The 17,889-nt window shown below is 63.9% G+C and carries 15 protein-coding genes and 1 tRNA gene; 6 read left to right on the forward strand and 10 right to left on the reverse strand.

What is annotated here, in order from left to right; translation table 11 throughout:
* The first annotated feature begins 105 nt into the window (after positions 1–105).
* The gene (locus tag LSO07_RS04235) at positions 106–1,326 is read left to right on the forward strand and encodes a TCR/Tet family MFS transporter (protein WP_151092453.1); all 1,221 of its coding nucleotides are present in this window, start codon (positions 106–108) and stop codon (positions 1,324–1,326) included.
* Here LSO07_RS04235 and LSO07_RS04240 read toward each other — a convergent pair.
* The 4 genes from LSO07_RS04240 to LSO07_RS04255 form a co-directional block, all read right to left on the reverse strand.
* Entirely contained in the window at positions 1,323–1,568 is a 246-nt protein-coding gene (locus LSO07_RS04240) for a DUF1059 domain-containing protein (protein ID WP_070282880.1), read from the reverse strand. The two genes, LSO07_RS04235 and LSO07_RS04240, sit on opposite strands and share 4 nt — an antisense overlap.
* Before the next feature lie 71 nt (positions 1,569–1,639).
* Positions 1,640–4,009, reverse strand: a complete 2,370-nt coding sequence (locus tag LSO07_RS04245) for an acyl-CoA dehydrogenase (protein ID WP_151092456.1) — start codon at positions 4,007–4,009, stop codon at positions 1,640–1,642.
* Positions 4,010–4,131: 122 nt separating this feature from the next.
* The gene (locus LSO07_RS28340) at positions 4,132–4,455 is read right to left on the reverse strand and encodes a collagen-like protein (RefSeq protein WP_151092459.1); all 324 of its coding nucleotides are present in this window, start codon (positions 4,453–4,455) and stop codon (positions 4,132–4,134) included.
* Positions 4,456–4,741: 286 nt separating this feature from the next.
* Positions 4,742–4,817: transfer RNA gene (locus tag LSO07_RS04255), tRNA-Phe, on the reverse strand.
* Between the two features lie 119 nt (positions 4,818–4,936).
* On the opposite strand from LSO07_RS04255, the gene LSO07_RS04260 reads away from it, so the two are divergent.
* On the forward strand, positions 4,937–5,707 hold the full coding sequence (locus tag LSO07_RS04260; protein WP_225317175.1) for a hypothetical protein: 771 nt from the start codon (positions 4,937–4,939) through the stop codon (positions 5,705–5,707).
* A gap of 45 nt (positions 5,708–5,752) precedes the next feature.
* Here the strand turns inward: LSO07_RS04260 and LSO07_RS04265 are convergent, their stop codons facing one another.
* Positions 5,753–6,181 (reverse strand): hypothetical protein, encoded by a 429-nt coding sequence (locus LSO07_RS04265; protein WP_151092462.1) that lies wholly within the window; start codon positions 6,179–6,181, stop codon positions 5,753–5,755.
* A gap of 208 nt (positions 6,182–6,389) precedes the next feature.
* On the opposite strand from LSO07_RS04265, the gene LSO07_RS04270 reads away from it, so the two are divergent.
* Entirely contained in the window at positions 6,390–7,385 is a 996-nt protein-coding gene (locus LSO07_RS04270; protein ID WP_151092464.1) for a cytochrome-c peroxidase, read from the forward strand.
* Between the two features lie 114 nt (positions 7,386–7,499).
* On the opposite strand, the gene LSO07_RS04275 is transcribed toward LSO07_RS04270, so the two are convergent.
* From LSO07_RS04275 to LSO07_RS04285, 3 genes are all read right to left on the reverse strand, one after another.
* The gene (locus LSO07_RS04275; protein WP_151092467.1) at positions 7,500–9,887 is read right to left on the reverse strand and encodes a S9 family peptidase; all 2,388 of its coding nucleotides are present in this window, start codon (positions 9,885–9,887) and stop codon (positions 7,500–7,502) included.
* 92 nt (positions 9,888–9,979) lie between these two features.
* Positions 9,980–12,244 carry a putative bifunctional diguanylate cyclase/phosphodiesterase gene (locus tag LSO07_RS04280; RefSeq protein WP_151092469.1) on the reverse strand — a complete coding sequence of 755 codons (2,265 nt, stop codon included), beginning with the start codon at positions 12,242–12,244 and terminating at the stop codon, positions 9,980–9,982.
* 138 nt (positions 12,245–12,382) lie between these two features.
* Positions 12,383–13,189 carry a YggS family pyridoxal phosphate-dependent enzyme gene (locus LSO07_RS04285; RefSeq protein WP_151092471.1) on the reverse strand — a complete coding sequence of 269 codons (807 nt, stop codon included), beginning with the start codon at positions 13,187–13,189 and terminating at the stop codon, positions 12,383–12,385.
* A gap of 92 nt (positions 13,190–13,281) precedes the next feature.
* Here LSO07_RS04285 and ptsJ point away from each other — a divergent pair, with 92 nt between their 5' ends.
* The gene (ptsJ, locus tag LSO07_RS04290) at positions 13,282–14,583 is read left to right on the forward strand and encodes a MocR-like B6 salvage transcription factor PtsJ (RefSeq protein ID WP_151092473.1); all 1,302 of its coding nucleotides are present in this window, start codon (positions 13,282–13,284) and stop codon (positions 14,581–14,583) included.
* Between the two features lie 33 nt (positions 14,584–14,616).
* Positions 14,617–15,336: a glutamine amidotransferase-related protein gene (locus LSO07_RS04295; protein WP_151092475.1), complete on the forward strand. Its 720-nt coding sequence runs from the start codon at positions 14,617–14,619 to the stop codon at positions 15,334–15,336.
* A gap of 50 nt (positions 15,337–15,386) precedes the next feature.
* On the opposite strand, the gene LSO07_RS04300 is transcribed toward LSO07_RS04295, so the two are convergent.
* Complete coding sequence (locus tag LSO07_RS04300; RefSeq protein ID WP_034784390.1) at positions 15,387–15,692, reverse strand: PsiF family protein; 306 nt, start codon at positions 15,690–15,692, stop codon at positions 15,387–15,389.
* Positions 15,693–15,957: 265 nt separating this feature from the next.
* Between LSO07_RS04300 and LSO07_RS04305 the strand changes: the two genes are divergently transcribed.
* A complete protein-coding gene (locus tag LSO07_RS04305) occupies positions 15,958–16,497 on the forward strand; it encodes a DUF2058 domain-containing protein (RefSeq protein ID WP_034784389.1) in 540 nt (179 codons plus the stop codon).
* Between the two features lie 155 nt (positions 16,498–16,652).
* Here LSO07_RS04305 and LSO07_RS04310 read toward each other — a convergent pair whose 3' ends face one another.
* Positions 16,653–17,654 carry a hypothetical protein gene (locus LSO07_RS04310; protein ID WP_151092477.1) on the reverse strand — a complete coding sequence of 334 codons (1,002 nt, stop codon included), beginning with the start codon at positions 17,652–17,654 and terminating at the stop codon, positions 16,653–16,655.
* Between the last annotated feature and the right edge of the window lie 235 nt (positions 17,655–17,889).

Below are 17,889 nucleotides of genomic sequence, written 5' to 3' on the forward strand. Positions count from 1 at the left end.
GTTGCCACGATCATACACGAAGTGTACTGAGTACAGATAAGGCTTGCTGGCGCGGCAAGGCTGGGCGTACTATTTATATACTGAGTACATATTTAGATTGAGTATATGAAAGAATCTGTTCCCGTGGCGGAATTGCCCGTCATTTTTACCACTGTCGTGCTCGACGCCGTCGGCATCGGCCTGATCTTTCCCATCCTGCCGGCGCTGCTGCGGGACGTCACCCATGCCGCCAATGTGGCGCCGTATATCGGCATCATGACGGCCCTGTATGCGTTGATGCAGTTCATCTTTGCGCCCGTGCTGGGGGCGCTGAGCGACCGCCTGGGCCGGCGCCCCGTGCTGCTGCTGTCGCTGGCGGGCGCGGCCGTCAATTACCTGTTCCTCGCCTTTGCGCCCAGCCTGTGGATGCTGCTGCTGGGGCGTGCCATCGCCGGGTTGACGAGCGCCAACGTTTCCGTGGCCACCGCCTACATCACCGACATTTCTCCCGAGGCGAAGCGGGCGCACCGCTTCGGCTTGCTCAACGCCATGTTCGGCGCAGGCTTCATCATCGGCCCCGTGCTGGGCGGCGCGCTGGGCGATTACGGGCTGCGCCTGCCGTTCATGGCGGCAGCCGTTTTGAATGCCGGCAATTTGCTGCTGGCCTGGCATCTGCTGCCAGAATCACGCGCCCCCTCGCGCACGCCGACACGGGGGAAAATCGACCTGGCGGCATTGAACCCTCTGCGCCCGTTGCGCTGGGTTTTCTCGGAGAAAAGCTTGTTGCCGATTACCGTCATCTTCTTTACCTTCAGCGCGGCCGGCGAAGTGTATGGCGTGTGCTGGGCGCTGTGGGGCCACGACGCGTTCGCGTGGAACGGGCTGTGGATCGGCCTGTCGCTGGGCGCCTTCGGCGTGTGCCAGGCGCTGGCCCAGGCTTTTCTACCTGGCCCGGCCGTGAAACTGCTGGGCGAGCGCGCCACCATCCTGGCGGGCGTGGCCTGCGCCTGCGTGGCATTGACCGTCATGGCGTTTGCCACGCGCAGCTGGATGATCTTCGCCATTATGCCCGTGTTCGCCCTGGGCGGCATCGGCGCGCCGGCCCTGCAGTCGCTGGCCACGCGCCAAGTGGCCGAGGACCGGCAAGGCCAGTTCCAGGGCGTGCTGGCCTCGGCCGTGAGCCTGGCATCCGTCCTGTGCCCGCTGGTGTTTTCCAGCATCTATTTTGGCGTCAGGGCGTACTGGCCCGGCGCCGTCTGGCTGTCGGTGATCGTCGTGTACGCGGCACTGGTACCGCTCGTGCTGGGCTTGCGCTTGCAGAAACCGGCGCAAGCCCTGGCAGGCTAGTGCGCGTGCGAGGCCCCGCTGCTGCCGGCTTGTCCCGTCATGGGCAGATGTTCGGGCGGCATGCCGTCCTTGAACAATTGGCGTAGTTGCTGGCGTAGCTCCGGGGTATCGTGGTGATGGTGTACCGAGACTGCGTGTTCCACAGCAATGCCCAACAGCTCTTCCTCGCTGTCAGCCGAGATGGCTACCGAGCAATGCGTGTCGCTTGGGAATTCCCTGCAATCGATGTATTTGCGCGTCATGATCGTCTCCTTTCTGGAAAGAGCGGGCACCGCACCCGCTCAATTCAGTATAGGCCGCAAAGCAGCCCCGCCTAGGCCGCGCGGCTCTCGCCAGCGGATCCGTCATCAAGACGCTGCATGGCGCCGCCTTGAGCCAGATGCGCCGCATCGGCGGGAAAATCGTCGACCTGGATCAAGCCGTCGACCAGGCGCGCATATTCGAGCAAGGTATTGTGCTCCTGGCAGCTGACCGAGCCTGCGGCCTTGGCCGTTGCCAGCCACTGCTGCATGGCGGACAGGCTTTGCGGCAGGTGCCGCAGGGCTGCGCCTGCGGGCGTGTCTTTCAGGCGTTTTTCGATGTGCAGCACGTCGGCCAGCAGGGCCAGTGCCCGCTCGGCGCAAGCCACGGGATCTGTGTTGTCGTTGGCCACATAACCGTCGGCCAGCAGGCGCTCACGGTCGGCGCCCGGCGTTTGCAGGGCCAGCGCCACTTCACTGCCAAGCTCGTCGGAAGGCGGGCGATGCGGCAGGCCGAAGGGAAACAGCAGGGTGCGCAGCAGCACGGCCAGCACGCGCGCGGGGAAATTGTCGAGCACGCCCGTCAAGCCCTGCTGCGCCTTGACCAGCGCATCCTGCAGCGACCAGTGCACGTAGGGCAGGTCGGCTTCGGGGCGGCAATCGTCCTCGTAGCGCTTCAGCACGGACGAAGCCAGGTACAGTTGCGCCAGCACGTCGCCCAGCCGGGCGGACAGCCGCTCGCGGCGCTTGAGCTCGCCGCCGAGCACGAACATCGACATATCCGTCATGACGGCAAACGCCGTCGACAGCCGCGTCAGGGCGCGGTAGTAGGGCGCCAGTGCGGGCGCGCCGGCGTCGGGCGCGGCCGCCAGGCGCGCACCGCCCAGTCCGTACCATAATCCCCTGGCCAGGTTGCCCAGCACAAAGCCCACGTGGCCAAAGAAGGCAGCGTCGAAATCCCGCAGGGCCTTGCGGCCGTCGCTTTCGCTGACGGCGGCCATTTCCCTGAGCACATACGGATGCGCGCGGATGGCGCCCTGGCCGAAGATGATCAGGCTGCGCGTGAGGATATTGGCGCCTTCGACGGTAATGGCGATGGGGATTTGCTGGTAGGCGCTGGCGAGGAAATTGTTGGGCCCCACGCAGATGCCCTTGCCGCCGAGAATGTCCATGCCGTCATTGACGAGTGCGCGGCCCCGTTCCGTGACGTGGTATTTGACGATGGCGGAAATGACGGCCGGCTTTTCGCCCAGGTCGACGGCGTGCGCGGCCAGCGTGCGGGCCGCATCCATCAGGTACAGGTTGGCGCCCATGCGGGCCAGCGCTTCCTGCACCCCTTCGAACTTGCCGATAGCCATGTTGAACTGGCGCCGCACGGCCGCATACGCGCCGGTACCGCGCACGGCCATCTTGCCCATGCCCACGCTGGACGAGGGCAGCGAAATGGCACGCCCGGCCGCCAGGCACTCCATCAGCATGCGCCATCCCTTGCCCACTTGCGCCTGGCCGCCGATGACCCAGTCGATGGGGATGAAGACATCGTTGCCCGAGGTGGGGCCGTTCTGGAACGCGGCGTTCAATGGGTGATGGCGGCGGCCGATCACCACGCCGTCGTGGCTGGCGGGGATCAGGGCGCAAGTGATGCCCGGCGTGTCATTCTCGGACAGCAAATGTTCGGGATCACTGGTCTGGAATGCCAGTCCCAGCAAGGTCGCGACGGGCGCCAGGGTGATGTAGCGCTTGTTCCAGGTGAGACGGAAACCCAGCGTGGCGCGGCCCTCATGCATGCCCATGCACACGACGCCGAGGTCGGGAATGGCGGCCGCATCGGAACCCGCATATGGGCTGGTGAGGGCAAAACAGGGAATCTCGGTGCCGGCGGCTAATCGCGGCAGATAATGGTTTTTCTGTTCTTCGGTGCCGTAATGCAGCAGCAGCTCGGCCGGCCCCAGCGAATTGGGCACCATCACGGTGACGGCCAGCGCCGAGCAGCGGCTCGACAGCTTCATCACCACTTGCGAGTGCATGTAGGCGGAGAATTGCTTGCCGCCGTATTGTTTCGGGATGATCATGCCGAGGAAACCTTGCGCCTTCATGTAGGCCCAGGCCTGGGGCGGCAAGTCCTGCGCCTGCTGCGTTTCCCAGTCGTTGACCAGTTCGCACAGCCGCTCGACGTCATGCTCGAGAAAGTGACGCTCCTCGGTCGTGAGCGAGGCACGTCCATAGGCCAGCAGCTTGGGCCAGTCGGGCCGGCCGGAAAACAGGTCCGCGTCCCACCACGTGGTACCCGCTTCGAGCGCGTCGCGTTCCGTGTCGGACATGGTTGGCAAGATGCGCTTGAACAAGGCCAGCAGGCGCGGGGTGACGAGGGCGCGGCGCACGGGGCCTGGGGCGAACAGTAAAGCCAAGCCCAGCAGGGCTACCATCAATAGGATCGTCAGCATGCGTATCTCCCTGTGTAATGAGAACAGGGTAGGCCGATTTGGCGAATGTTACTGTGCGGTACAGCGCATACGCACAACGCCAACCGCATGGGTTGGCGTTGTGGTGTATGGCGTGCGGCGTATTAGCGTTGCGGGACGACAATCACCGTGTCGCCCGTCTTGCCTTTGGCGCCGTCGTCGCCCTTGGCGCCATCGTTGCCTTGTGCGCCAGTGGCGCCCTTGGCGCCGTCATATCCGGCGGCACCGCTGTCGCCGGTCTGGCCCGTGGCGCCGGTCGCACCGGTCGCGCCGGCAGGGGCTTCAGCGCCCGTCGCACCCGTAGCGCCGGCAGGACCAGGCGCACCGGCAGGGCCGGGAACCACTTGTACGATAGGTGGCGCTTCGCGCTGGCAAGCGGTCAAGGCGAGGGTAGAGGCGAGCGCGAGCAATATCAGGGTAGTTTTCATGATGCATCCTTTGGCAGTGTGCCGTGATGTACGGAACGGCTCGACGGCGTCGGGCGCGAGTTTCGCATGGCGGTGTTACGGAGAGAATCTGATCAGGTGGCCGTTGCGCCGTGTCGCGCAGGACGCTGGCGGCGGGAAGGGGGTGTGGTCTGCCTGCAGCATGTGCTCTTGGGCGGCCGCAGTCCGTACGTTTGCGTACATAGCGGCGGGGTGGGGGAGGGTTTGGCAAAGAGAAACAAAAAAGCCAACCCGAAGGTTGGCTTTTTGCTATGTACTGCTGAATTCTTGGTGGCCCGGGGCGGAATCGAACCACCGACACAAGGATTTTCAATCCTCTGCTCTACCGACTGAGCTACCAGGCCAAGGCGGCGAATTATAGCAGAAAGACTTTCCACCTGACCAGAGCTAGCTGTGTTCAAATGCAACAGATGGCCAAAACATAGTGTTTTGGCATCCTTGTCTGACCTGAAGGGATGTGGCGATGCAGCGATGTATTGGAGTGCAAGGCCTGGCGGTGGCGGGCTTGTTCGGCTTGTTGTGCGGCGCGGCGCGGGCCGACGGGCTCGCTGATTTGAATGCGGCGCTGGCGCGCTTGCAGGGCCAGATGCCCATCAAGGCGCAGGTCGAATCGAAATCCTGGCGCCGCGAGGGTGAGGGCAAGGCGGCGGAAGAGGATAGCGGCCAGGCCATTGTCACTGTCGAGGGCGGGCCGGCGGGCTTGCAGGTGCTTTACGGCAAGGACTTGCTGGCGAAAGTGGAAGCCGAGCAGCGTGCCAGGGTGAAGGATCCGAAGGTCAAGACGCCGATCGGCTTTGCGCTGGGGGAAATGAAGGCGACGGAGCTGCGTTCCATGGTGTCGGCGGCCGATGCCCTGTCGCGCGAAATCGAGGAAGCCGTGTTCAGCAGCGAAAAGATGGATAGCTACAAGGGCAAGCCGGCGCGTTTGCTCAGCTTTACCTTGTCGCTTGACAAGGTGCCTGAGAAAGACCGCAAGTATGTGAAGAAGTTCGAAGGCGGCATCGAGGTATGGATCGCCGCGGACGGCACGCCGCTGGCCAGCCATTTCCACTTTGACGTGAGCGGGCGCGCCTTTGTCGTCGTCAGCTTTACGCAAAAGTCGGACGAGACGCGCCAGTATGGCGTCAGCGGCGACCATTTATTGTTGCTGCGCAAGGAGAGCAAGAATGCCACCGCAGGCGCGGGCGAGAAGGTGGAAAGCAAGATCGTCAAGACCTTGCAATTGCAGTCCTGACGTGTTGCCGAAGCACTCAAGCCGCTGATCCAGCGGCTTTGTTTTTTACATGGCGGTGCTGCCGCCCAGGGCGCTCTTTTGCAGCACGCAGCGCCCCGCCTCGCAGGTGGCGCCCGGGTCCGTGACGATGGAGCAGGTCGACATCATGCCGTCCGCTTGCTGCTGTTTGCGGCTCGCCTCGGCTTGCGCCTGGGCCAGTGCCTTGAGTTTCTTGCCGTCATTGCCCTTGCTGGACCAGGCCAGGTAGCGCTCGGGGCCGCCGCAAGCCTTGGCGCCGATGGCGATGGTCTGGCATTGCTGGGTGGAATCGCAGGCGGCTACGCCCACTTCCGCCTGGATTTGCGCCAGCAGGCTTGCATTGCCGGGGGCGGGCGGCGCATCATCTTGCGTGGGGGCGCTGCCGCAGGCGCTGGCGGCCAGCAGCAGGAAGCTGGCGCACGCGGCGCGCAGCAGGGAGTAGGTAGGTGTGTGCATGCCTTTATCATGTGCCACGCTTGCGTAAATGGCAAGCGCGATTCGCACTTGGCGAGAACCTTGACCCTGGTCATTTTCATTATTAACTAGTCAAAGTTAATATAAATCAACATCCAACCAGCGATGTACGGGTGGCAACCGGGCCGGTGCGCTGCATTCCCGCGCCGGCGCGCGCCGCCGATTCGGGAATGCTTCCAGGAGTTAGATTATGCGCCGCACCCTCTCACCCTTTCTCTTCATCACCAGCCTGGCCTTTGGCGGCGTCCTGCATGCCGCCGACAAGGAGCCGATCCAGCCCATCACCGCCGCCAAGATCGCCAATCCGGCCATGGTCGAATTAGGCAAGAAGCTGTTTTTCGATCCCCGCCTGTCGCGCTCGGGCTTTATTTCCTGTAATAGCTGCCACAACCTGAGCATGGGCGGCACGGACAATATCAAGACCTCGATCGGCCACAACTGGCAGCGCGGCCCCATCAATTCGCCCACGGTGCTCAATTCCAGCATGAATGTGGCGCAATTCTGGGATGGCCGCGCCAAGGATTTGCAGGAGCAGGCGGGCGGTCCCATCGCCAATCCCGGCGAAATGGCTTTTACGCACGAGCTGGCCATCGACGTGCTGGCCTCGATTCCCGCCTACCGCGCGGAGTTCCGGCAAGTGTTTGGCCAGGATAAGCTGACCATCGAGCAAGTCACGCGCGCCATCGCCGCCTTTGAAGAGGTGCTGGTGACGCCCGGTTCCCGTTTCGATCAATGGCTGTCGGGCAAAAAAAGCGCGCTGACGAAAGACGAGCTGGCCGGCTACCAGTTATTTAAATCGAGCGGCTGCATCGCCTGTCATAACGGCCCGGCCGTGGGCGGCAATACCTTCCAGAAGATGGGCGTGGTGGAACCGTATAAAACGGCGATGACGGCGCAGGGACGCTCGGCCGTGACGGGCAAGGATGCGGACCGCTTCAATTTCAAGGTGCCGACCTTGCGCAACGTGGAACTGACGTATCCCTACTTCCACGATGGCGAAGCGGCGACGTTGACGCAAGCCGTCGACGTGATGGGCCGCCTGCAGCTGGGCCGCACCTTCACGCCCGATGAAAACGCCAAGCTGGTGGCCTTCCTGAAAACCCTGACGGGCAAGCAGCCGCACCTCGTGCTGCCGATCCTGCCACCATCGTCGGACACGACGCCACGGCCCGTGCCGTTTGACTGAGTGATTGTCAACCCGCCAGCAAGGCTGGGGTCGGACCCTCAGGGTCCGACCCCGGTTTTTTTGCGGTGGGGTTAAAACAATGCCCGCGTCTAGCGGGCATTGTGATTGCTTCGTTTACTTCAACGTGCGCTGGAACAACTGATAAATCCGGCGGTACTCGTCATACCACGCTTCCGGCTGCACGAAGCCATGGCGCTCCATGGGGTAGCTGGCCATTTCCCAGTTATCCTTTTTCAGTTCGATCAGGCGCTGCGACAGGCGCACGGAGTCCTGGTAAAACACGTTGTCGTCGATCATGCCGTGGGCGATCAGGAGGTTGCCCGTCAGCTTGTCCGCGTATTCGATCGGCGACGAGATTTTATAGGCTTGCGGATCGATGTCCGGCGTGTTCAGGATATTCGCCGTGTACTCGTGGTTGTACGTGGTCCAGTCCGTCACGGGACGCAGGGCGGCGCCGGACTTGAAGATTTCCGGTGCGCGCATCAGTGCCATCAGGCTCATGAAGCCGCCATAGCTGCCGCCATAGATGCCCACGTTCCGGATGTCGCCCTGGTGCTGCTGCGCCAGCCAGTTGGCGCCGTCGACAAAATCTTCCAGTTCCGGGTGGCCCATCTGGCGGTAGATGGCCGTGCGCCAGGCGCTGCCGTAACCGAGCGAGGCGCGGTAGTCGACGTCGAGCACGATGTAGCCTTGCTCGACCAGCAGGTTGTGGAACATCTGTTCGCGGAAATAGACGGGATAGCGCTGGGTCACGTTTTGCAGGTAGCCGGCGCCGTGCGCGAACATGACGATCGGATAGCGCTTGCCCGCTTCCAGCTGCGCCGGGCGGTACAGCTTGGCCCAGATCGGCGCCGCGCCATGCGTGGACGGTACTTGCACCAGTTCCGGCATGACCCAGTTGCGCGCCTTGAAGGCGTCGCTGCGCGTATCGGTCAGGATACTGGCCTTGCCGCCCGCGACGGCAACCGTCGCCAGCTGGGCCGGCATATAGCTGGTCGAATAGCGCAGCAGCAGCTTGCCGTTATCGGGCGACAGGCCGAAGTTTTCCACGCCTTTCAAATTCGTCACTTCGCGCGCGCCGCCTTCCCTGGCCGTGCTGGCGCACACTTCATACGTGCCGGGCGCCTGCCGGTTGCACATGAAATAGGCATGCTTGCCGTCGCGGCTCCATTCGACGGCGCTCACTTCCCACTGGCCGCTGGTCAGCGCGCGTGCCGGGGCCGCGCCCGTCTTCGTGTACAGGTGGGCGTAGCCGCTTTCCTCGGACAGATACCACAGGGTGGTGTTGTCGGGCAGCCAGCCGAATTCGTCGGCGCGGCGGTTGACCCAGGCCGTGTCGCTGATGCGGTGCACGGGCACGAGGGCGGCGTTGGCCAGGTCGACGTTGGCGAGCCAGCCATCCTTGTTGTCGACGGCGCGGATGCGCACGGCCACCTTGCTGCCGTCATCGGTCCAGGCGATGCCGTCGCGCTGGGCGTCGATGCGCACGGCACGGTTGCCTTTAAGGGGCGGCAGCTTCTGTTCGGCGCGCAGACTGGCCAGCGGGTCGGTGGCGATGCCGGGCAGGCTGTCAAAGGCGATCTCGCGCACGGTGCCCGTGCGCAGGTCGGCCAGCTTCAGGCTTTGCGCGATCGGCATGTTGCGGCCCACGCGCGTGCGCTCGTCATCGACGTCCGGGTAGCCCGTTTCCGTCACGTAGCGGGCCAGTTTGCCCAGCTTGCCCTTTTCGGCCGCCTTGTCTTGCGTGACGAACAACAGCCAGCGGCCGTCCGGCGACAGGGCGCTGCCGGAAATGGTGACTTTGTCGCCCAGGTAGATCGGTTCCGGCGCGCGCGTGGCGTCCAGGCGGCGCTCTTCATGGCGGCGTTCGCGGCTCGCGTCGCGGTCTTGCTTCTGGCGCGCCAGGTTGACGATCAGGCGCAGCTGCAGGTCGCGCAGGGCGTCCGCTTCCGGTGTGGCGTCCGGGTCCTTGGCGGCGCGCAGCAGGGCGACGGGGGCGCTCAGGCGCTCCGCGCGGCTCCAGCTGAACCAGTCGGTGCCGCTGCGGTATTGCACGGCGGCGCCGTCGGCGGAATATTGCGGGTCGCTGATGGCCGAGACGCCGCGCGTGATTTGCGTCAAGGCGCCGCTTTTCAGGTCGCGCTCGAACAAGTCGCCGTTGCGCAGCAGGATGGCGCGCGTGCCGGAGCGGTTGACGACCATCTGCTGGCCATCGAGATTGGCCAGCTGCGCATCGTCGACCTTCTTGCCGCTATTCAGTTTGGCGTTTGCGCCTGGCAATTGATACGTGTCGCGCAGGGGCGAGCCGAGGCGTTTTTGCTTGTAGTAGAGCTGGCCATTCCAGCCCCACCATGCCGCTTCGACGGGCGTGCCGATCCAGTCGGGGTCGGCCATGGCCTGGTCCAGCGTGATCGGCGTGGGGGTGGTGGTGGATGGGGCCGCATGCGCGGCGGGCAGGGCGGCGGCTATCAGGGTGAGCAGCAGGGGAAGAACCAGACGCATCGGGGATCACTTTAATCAAAGGGGATGGTGAAGGTACAGGCTATGAGGCCGGTATTCTAGCGGAGGAGTTTCGTGCAGGAAATGTCGGAAAGCTAAGCTTGGCGCTGGGCCAGCCAGGCGAGAAAGTCATCGAGCGGCATCGGCCGCGCATACAGGTAGCCCTGCAAGCCGTCGCAATCGTGGGCGATCAGGAAGTCGGCCTGCTCCTGCGTTTCCACGCCTTCGGCCACGACGCGCAAGCCCAGGTGGCGCGCCATGGCCAGGATCGCTTGCACGATGGCCGTGTCGCGCGCATCGTGCGGCGTGTCGTCGATGAAGCGCTTGTCGATCTTGAGTTCGTACAGCGGCATCGACGTCAGGTAGGCGAGGCTGGAATAGCCGGTGCCGAAATCGTCGATGGAAAAGCGGATGCCCAGGGCCGCCAGTTCGCGCATGCGCGCCAGCGAGGCGTCGCGCTGGTCGATCAGCAAGCCTTCCGTCAGTTCCAGGATCAGGGCGCCGGCCGGCGTGCCGTGTTCGGCCAGCGCGGCCTGCACGCGGGCGGCAAAATCGGGCTGGCGAAACTGGGCCGGACTCACATTCACGGACAGGGCGACAGGCGATCCGGCCCGCGCCAGCATGGCGGCGGCGCGGCACGCTTCGCGCAGGGCCCAGTGGCCCAGCTTGACGATCAGCCCAGATTCCTCGGCGATGGGGATGAAGATGGCGGGAGCGATATGGCCGCCGTCCGCCTGCGGCCAGCGCATCAGCAGTTCGGCGCCCGTCACCCGGCCATGGCGGTCGACCTGCGGCTGCACGTGCATGCATAATTCACTGGCATCGAGGGCGCGCGCGAGTGTCCTTTCCAGGGTCAGGCGGCGTTCTACGCCCGCCTGCATGGCCGCTTCAAAGAAGGCGATGCCGTTGCGTCCTTCCGCCTTGGCCCGGTACATGGCGATGTCCGCTTCGCGCAGCAGGTCGTGCGCCTGCTGGCCCGCTTTCGGCAGCAGGGTCACGCCGATGCTGGCGCTGCAATGATAGGACTGCCCTTCGATCTCGAAGTCGCGCGCGATGGCGGCGCGGATTTTCTCGGCCACCTGGGCCGCCGCGCGGGCGGCGTTGTGCAGGTCATCGGCCAGGTGCGCCAGCAGCACGACGAATTCGTCGCCGCCGATGCGCGCCACCGTGTCGGCCTTGCGCATCAACTGCGCCAGCCGTTCGCCGGCCAGGCGCAGCAGCGCGTCGCCGGTGGCGTGGCCGCGCGCGTCGTTGATGTGCTTGAAGTGGTCGAGGTCGATGAACATCAGCGCACTGATGGTATGGCCGCGCGGCGCGGCGGCCAGCAGGTGGCCGATGCGGTCCATCAGCAGGCGCCGGTTGGGCAGGCCCGTGAGCACGTCGTAGAAGGCCAGGCGGTGGATGTCCGCTTCCGATTTCTTGCGCTCGTCGATTTCGCGCTCGACGGCCACCCAGTGCGTCTGCCTGCCGTCCGCATCCGTGAACGGCACCAGTTCCGCTTCGACCCAGTACGCCTTGCCGGCCTTGTTGTAATTGAGCAATTCCGCGCGTGCCGGCTGGGCGCGGGCCATGGCGGCGGCGATGCGCGCCAGTTCGCCCGCATCGGTGTCGGGGCCTTGCTGGAACAGCAGGCTGCGGCCCAGCACCTCGGCGCGCGCATAGCCGCTGCTGCGCTCGAAGGCGTCGTTGACGAAGATGATGCGCGTGGCCGGCGCCGCACCCGCGCCTGGCGGGGCATCGGCCACTTCGGCGAGCATCACCATGTCGTTCAGGCGGGCCAGCGCCGTGGCCGTCAGGCGCAGATCGGCGTTCAGCTGCGACAGGGCCTGGCTGCTGCGCTCCAGGTGGCGCAGCAGGAAAGCGCAGGAGAGGGTCAGCACGGCGGCGATGAACAGGAAGTTCAGGGCCACGATCAGCGCGCGCAGCACGGGGGAGTCGGGCACGCCGCGCAATTGCAGCTCCACGTCGGGATGCAGGCCGAGGAAAAAAATGGTCAGCGAAGTCAGGGCCAGGGTCGACAAGGCTGGCCGCATCCCCAGCAGCAGGGCCGCCAGCACGGGCATGAGCATCATGTAGATCTGGCTGACGGGGCCGATTTTCAGCAGCAGGCCCACGCCCACCAGGTAGGCGACGATGAGGAATTGCCACACGCGCCAGCGGTAGGGCATGGCGCGCAGATGCCAGATGAGGCCGACCCAGCCGATGGCCAGCACGTCGAGGGCGACTATGGACCAGATAGCTTCGCGCGCCGCCAGCAGGGCGCTGGGAATGGCAGTGACGATGCCAAGCAGCAGCACCGCCTGCAGCAGGCGCGCAAAAATCTGTCCGCGCCAGTGCGCGAGATCGTTTGACGCGGCCACGCTGCCGTCCTTTCCCCAAGGAGCTGTGCTGCCGAGCTGAGCAGTATGGTAAAAATATTACGCGGTATCGTTCTGCATGTCATCTTGATCATTCGATATGATTGACTGCGCGACTACCCGCAGGGCGCATCGGGCCGTCTATTCCTTTTCCGCCGTGGGCCAGTAGTGGCTATCTGGCGTATCCCGTGCGCCGAAGATGGCCTGGCCGACCCGCACGACGGTGGCGCCTTCTTCAATGGCGATTTCATAGTCGCCGGACATGCCCATCGACAGCTCGTCGAGGCCGATGCCATCGGGAACATCCTGGCGCAGCCGGTCGCGCAATGTGCGCAGCAGAACGAAGCAGCGGCGCACGCGCACGGCTTCCGCCGACAACAGCGCCAATGTCATGAGTCCGCGTACCCGCAGCGCCGGGAAGGCGGGCAGCTCGCGCAGGAAAGCGGCCACCTCGTCCGGCGGCAAGCCGTACTTGCTGGCTTCTCCCGATGTGTTCACTTGCACGAACACATCGAGCCCTCGTCCTGCCGCTTGCAGGCGCCGTTCCAGCGCCTCGGCCACGCGCAGGCTGTCGAGAGCCTGGAATTCGCTGGCAAAGCGCGCCACCAGCTTGGCCTTGTTGGTCTGCAAATGGCCGATCACCGACCATTGCAGGTCGCCCAGGTCCGCCATCGCTTCCCACTTGCGACCTGCCTCCTGCGGCTTGTTTTCTCCCAGCATGCGGCAACCCGCGGCGTAGGCCAGGCGCAGGCTCGCCTCGGGCTTGGTCTTGCTGACGGGCAGCAGGCGCACGCCGGCCGGATCGCGGCCGACCCGCTGGCATGCGGCGGCCATGCGCGCGTGCACGGCGGCCAGATTGCGGCGGAAGTCGTCCACCGACACGGCTTGCGGCCAGCGCCCATGCTGCGCGTGCATGGTCGCAGTGAGCAGGGGAGTGTCATTGTTCATGTGTCAGCCTTGTGTCAGCCTTATGAGCGGCAGGAGTCGCCGCAGTGATGTATGATTGTCCTATGCCAAAATATATCATGTCTGAGACTATCATGAGGATTGCAGGGAAAACCGCTGCGGAGCTGTTCGACAGCATCCGTGCTCTGACGCAGGCGGGCGAACTGGCGCCGGGCCAGGAGTTGCCGACCGTGCGCGAACTGGCCGCGACCTTGGGCGTCAACCGCAATACCGTGTCGCTGGCGTACAAGCGCCTGGTGACGGCCGGGATCGCGGTCACGCAAGGGCGATTGGGCACGGCCATCCGCGCACAGCGCGATCCCGGCGAGCAGGAAGGCCTGTTGCCCGGCTCGCCGCTGGCCGACCTGGGCGGCGGCAATCCTAACCTTGCCTGGCTGCCCGATGTCGGCGCGGCCCTGGCGCGCAAGCCATACCGCCCGCGCCTGTATGGCGAAGCCACGCTGGATCCGGAGCTGGAAGCCCTGGCGCGGCGCTGGATGGCCGGCGATTGCCCTGAGGGCCACGACATCACCCTGACGAATGGGGCGGTCGATGCGGTGGAGCGCCTGCTGGCCGCGTATCTGGTCGCGGGCGACAAGGTGGCCGTGGAAGACCCGTGCTTCGTCAGCAGCATCAACACCTTGCGCATCGCCGGGCTGCACGCCGTTGGCGTGGCTGTCGATGCCGAGGGCATGCAGGCCGAGGCGCTGGAACGGGTGCTGGCGCAAGGCGCGCAAGCCGTCATCGTGACGCCGCGTGCGCACAATCCCACCGGATGCAGCCTGAGCGCGGCGCGCGCGGACCAGCTGCGCGCGGTGCTGGCCGCTTACCCGCACGTGCTGGTCATCATCGACGACCATTTCTCGCTGCTGTCCGTCGCCAGCCACCAGGACGTGATTCCCCATGCTGCCCGGCGCTGGGCGCTGATCCGTTCGGTATCGAAGATCTTCGGCCCCGACCTGCGCCTGGCCGTTGTCGCCAGCGACGGGCAGACCGCCCAGCGCCTGCGCCTGCGCCTGGCGCCCGGCACGAACTGGGTCAGCCATCTCCTGCAGGATGCCGTGAGCGCCTGCCTGTCGTCACCGGAAGTGTCCGCGCAGGTGGCCTTGGCCCGCGCCGACTATGCGCGCCGCCGCGGCATCCTGGCCGATGCGCTGGCGGCGCAAGGCTTGGTTGGCGCCAGTCCTGCCGATGGACTGAACCTGTGGCTGCCGCTGCCGGGCGGCAGCCAGGCGGCCGTGCTGGCGCTGGCCCGGCATGGCTGGCTGGTGCGCGGCGGCGAAGCCTTCGGTGTGCAGGCGCCGGCGCAGGGCTTGCGGATCACCGTATCGACCATGGACGCAGCGCATGCGCAGGCGTTCGCCGGCGTGCTGGCCCAGGTGCTGGGCCGGCCATAGTTTTTTAATTCCTCGCCACAGAAAGGGAACATCATGAAAGTCCATTTCATCGTGCATGAAGCGTTCGAGGCGCCGGGCGCCTACGAGACATGGGTACGCGAGCGCGGCTACGCAGCCACGTATTCCCGCGTCCACGCCCATGAACCGCTGCCCCCGTCCATCGCGGACATCGACCTGCTGGTCGTCATGGGCGGACCGCAGTCGCCGTCGACGACGCGCGAGGAATGCCCGCATTTCGACGCCGCGGCCGAACAGGCCTTGATCGCCGCATGTGCCGCGGCGGGCAAGGCGGTCGTCGGCGTCTGCCTGGGGGCGCAGCTGATCGGCGCGGCCCTGGGAGCGCGCCATGCGCACAGCCCTGAAAAGGAGATCGGCAAGTTCCCCATCATGCTGACGCGAGAAGGACAGGCGAACGACAAGTTCGCCCATTTCGGCGATGTCCTGGAGACCGGACATTGGCATAGCGACATGCCGGGCCTGACTGACAGCGCGAAGGTCATCGCCCACAGCGAAGGCTGCCCCCGCCAGATCGTCGAATACGGCAATCTGGTGTACGGATTCCAGTGTCATATGGAGTTCACGCCGGAGGTGGTCGACCTGCTGATCGCCGCCTCAGAAACGGAACTGGCCACGCTGGAGTCGCACCGCTTCGTGCAGCAGCCAGCGACCCTGCGCGCCCACGACTGGCAGGCCATGAACGGCAAGCTGTTCGGTTTCCTTGACCGGCTCATGCAGGCCTACGCATCGCCGTGAAAAAAAACGCCAGCATGATGCTGGCGTTGTGGGGCAAGCAGACGAGGCGCTTATTTTTTCGGCGCGCTCAGGCATTCCTTCATGAAAGCCTTGCGGGCATCGCCCTTCATGTCCTTGGCGTCGACATTGCATGCCTTCATCTTGTTTTGCTGCGTCATGGCCGGCGCCGGCTTGGCGCTCAGGCATTCCTTCATGAACGCCTTGCGCTCATCGCCTTTCTTGCCGGCGGCGTCCGCATTGCAGGTCGTCATTTTTGACTGTTGGGCCGTCTTGGCGGCGGGCGCCGCTTCCGGCGCGGCGGCAAAGGCGGTACTGGCAAACGCGGCGGCGATGCAGAGGGCGAATAATTGTTTCATGGCAAATCCTTGTAGACGCAGTCAGTGGAAGGGGACGTGCAACCGGCAGGCAATGCCGATATGCAGAACGTAACTAACTATATGACATTTATCAACAAAATTTGCAATCGAGTGTGTCTTTTTGTTACTGGCCGGCGCCAGGAACCTGCCGGCTGCCCCGGGCAGCCATCTTGCGGCGGCAGCCCCCCTGTTTTTTGCTATGCTAGCGACTTTCCACCGGCCGATGCCGCTGCCTTGGCCGGCGCACCCTCAATACGGAGTAGTTATGGTCTCGTTGCAAGAGCAGTTTTTAAAGGCCGGCCTGGTCGACAAGAAGAAGGTCAAACTGGCCAACCAGGACAAGAGCAAGCAAAAAAAGGACGAGCGCAAGAGCGGCACGCAAAGCGTCGACGAAGTGCGCCTGGCCGCGCTCGAGACCCAGCGCAAGAACGCGGAACGCGCGCGCGAACTGAACGCCCAGCGCGACGCGGCCGCCAACCAGAAGGCCATCGTGGCGCAGATCGCGCAAATGGTGCAAAAGAACCGCCAGAGCAAGGGCAACAACGGCGACGTACCGTATAACTTCACGTTCAACAACAAGATCGAGCGCATCTACGTGACGGCGGCCGTGCAGGCCCACCTGGTGGCGGGCCGCCTGGTCATCATCTGCCTGGGCGGCGCCGTGGAACTGGTGCCGCGCATCATCGCCGACAAGATCGCCGAACGCGACCCCGCCATCGTCGTGCGCGTCAAACAGGCCAGCACGGAAGTGGACGAGGACGATCCGTATGCGGCGTTCCAGATTCCCGATGATTTGATGTGGTAAGAACGACGGGGCTGGCCGCAGCCGGCAGCCTTGCTCGATTCAATAAAAACGCCAACCCGAAGGTTGGCGTTTTTATTGGCGCGGCAAATTCTGTTACCCGGCGCAAGCAAGGCACGGGGAGATGCAAGGCTAGGCCGGTATCTGGACAGTTACCATTACTGCGCTGCGGGCGCGCTTCTCTCATTCGTGGCTTGCCTGGCAGCAGGCAGGCCAAATGACGCTGGTAATCGCCCCAGGATTTCGCCAGTGATGCCGGAGTAAAAAACGATGCCCAAGATATTCCCAGTAAGAAATACTCTATCTGTCGTAGTCACGTCGATTTGTTGTGGTGTTGAATCGGACGACTTGTAGTCGTAGGCAATGTAAGGCGATGCCAGCTGCATCACGATCATCGCCTTCAAGACCGGCAATTCTTTTGCCGCGACGGCATTTTCCAGCGTAAACTGGAATGCAGGTTTTATGTATTGGGTGTAGCCCCGGTCAATATCCAGGAATGGGATGCGATTGACGGCAACGCCCATCGTGGATGTGTACGTTTCTTCAATGGGATAGTAGCCGCGATAGGTGCTGCGTCCTTTATAACGGCCTTTCGAGTTCAATTTGGAACTCAAGTCAAATTGGTCCAGTCCTTTATAGGAAGGCTTGTTGATGTCATAGTCCGGCGCGCCGATGCCATTCAAGTCTCGTGTGCGGGGAAAGACATACAGCTTCACTTTTCCCGTATCCGCATTGAAATCGTACCCAATGCCAACGGAATATGCTCCGTCTTTTTTGACGGAAACAACAAAGGCCAGTGCATCATTCAAGCTCGAATCCGCCACCACTTTTTCGTTCAGCGCTGCCGCCATTCTGCGCTTGTAGTCAGCCGTCGATTCAAACTCCCCCTTTTTCTCGCGCACAAATTTTTTGACTGCCTCGATGACCGCGCCCAGCGGCAAGCCTGGATACGCCGGATCGAGGCGGTCGCTGTCGAGCATCTCCATGGAAAATTTCTCCCCCTCCACCTTTCGTTCCCATGGCCTGTGGAGGACGGCACTCTTCTGTTCCTGAGGCGTTGCGCCCGATGGGCTTTTCACTTGCTCTGCCACTTGCGTGGCCTGTGCCGTGCCCATGCCGGCAAGTGCGCTGGTGGCAGCCAGCAAGAACCATTTTTTCATTTTCATCATCCTTGATGCCGGTGTTAATGTTTATTTAATTTTAACATGTTTCCCATGGGGAATATCTGCCGGTATCGGGGTACTGGCGTCTCGCGTCAGGCCGCCGGGCCATGCGCTGGAGGGGAAATACCGTATCGGATGAGGGGAGGATGCCGGCATGCGGCCGGAAGAGGGGGATGCTGCGGTGAATTGGCGCAGTCCACAAACAAAAACGCCACCCGAAGGTGGCGTTTTT

It is taken from the genome of Janthinobacterium sp. PLB04, from assembly GCF_021165895.1.
In the GTDB taxonomy this organism is placed as follows: Bacteria; Pseudomonadota; Gammaproteobacteria; order Burkholderiales; family Burkholderiaceae_D; genus Janthinobacterium; species Janthinobacterium lividum.

What these genes read in the sequence shown, in the direction of transcription:
- LSO07_RS04235 (WP_151092453.1), top strand. Translation starts at nt 106, where the DNA reads ATGAAAGAATCTGTTCCCGTGGCGGAATTGCCCGTCATTTTTACCACT.
- LSO07_RS04240 (WP_070282880.1), bottom strand. Translation starts at nt 1,568, where the DNA reads ATGACGCGCAAATACATCGATTGCAGGGAATTCCCAAGCGACACGCAT.
- LSO07_RS04245 (WP_151092456.1), bottom strand. Translation starts at nt 4,009, where the DNA reads ATGCTGACGATCCTATTGATGGTAGCCCTGCTGGGCTTGGCTTTACTG.
- LSO07_RS28340 (WP_151092459.1), bottom strand. Translation starts at nt 4,455, where the DNA reads ATGAAAACTACCCTGATATTGCTCGCGCTCGCCTCTACCCTCGCCTTG.
- LSO07_RS04260 (WP_225317175.1), top strand. Translation starts at nt 4,937, where the DNA reads ATGCAGCGATGTATTGGAGTGCAAGGCCTGGCGGTGGCGGGCTTGTTC.
- LSO07_RS04265 (WP_151092462.1), bottom strand. Translation starts at nt 6,181, where the DNA reads ATGCACACACCTACCTACTCCCTGCTGCGCGCCGCGTGCGCCAGCTTC.
- LSO07_RS04270 (WP_151092464.1), top strand. Translation starts at nt 6,390, where the DNA reads ATGCGCCGCACCCTCTCACCCTTTCTCTTCATCACCAGCCTGGCCTTT.
- LSO07_RS04275 (WP_151092467.1), bottom strand. Translation starts at nt 9,887, where the DNA reads ATGCGTCTGGTTCTTCCCCTGCTGCTCACCCTGATAGCCGCCGCCCTG.
- LSO07_RS04285 (WP_151092471.1), bottom strand. Translation starts at nt 13,189, where the DNA reads ATGAACAATGACACTCCCCTGCTCACTGCGACCATGCACGCGCAGCAT.
- ptsJ (WP_151092473.1), top strand. Translation starts at nt 13,282, where the DNA reads ATGAGGATTGCAGGGAAAACCGCTGCGGAGCTGTTCGACAGCATCCGT.
- LSO07_RS04295 (WP_151092475.1), top strand. Translation starts at nt 14,617, where the DNA reads ATGAAAGTCCATTTCATCGTGCATGAAGCGTTCGAGGCGCCGGGCGCC.
- LSO07_RS04300 (WP_034784390.1), bottom strand. Translation starts at nt 15,692, where the DNA reads ATGAAACAATTATTCGCCCTCTGCATCGCCGCCGCGTTTGCCAGTACC.
- LSO07_RS04305 (WP_034784389.1), top strand. Translation starts at nt 15,958, where the DNA reads ATGGTCTCGTTGCAAGAGCAGTTTTTAAAGGCCGGCCTGGTCGACAAG.
- LSO07_RS04310 (WP_151092477.1), bottom strand. Translation starts at nt 17,654, where the DNA reads ATGAAAAAATGGTTCTTGCTGGCTGCCACCAGCGCACTTGCCGGCATG.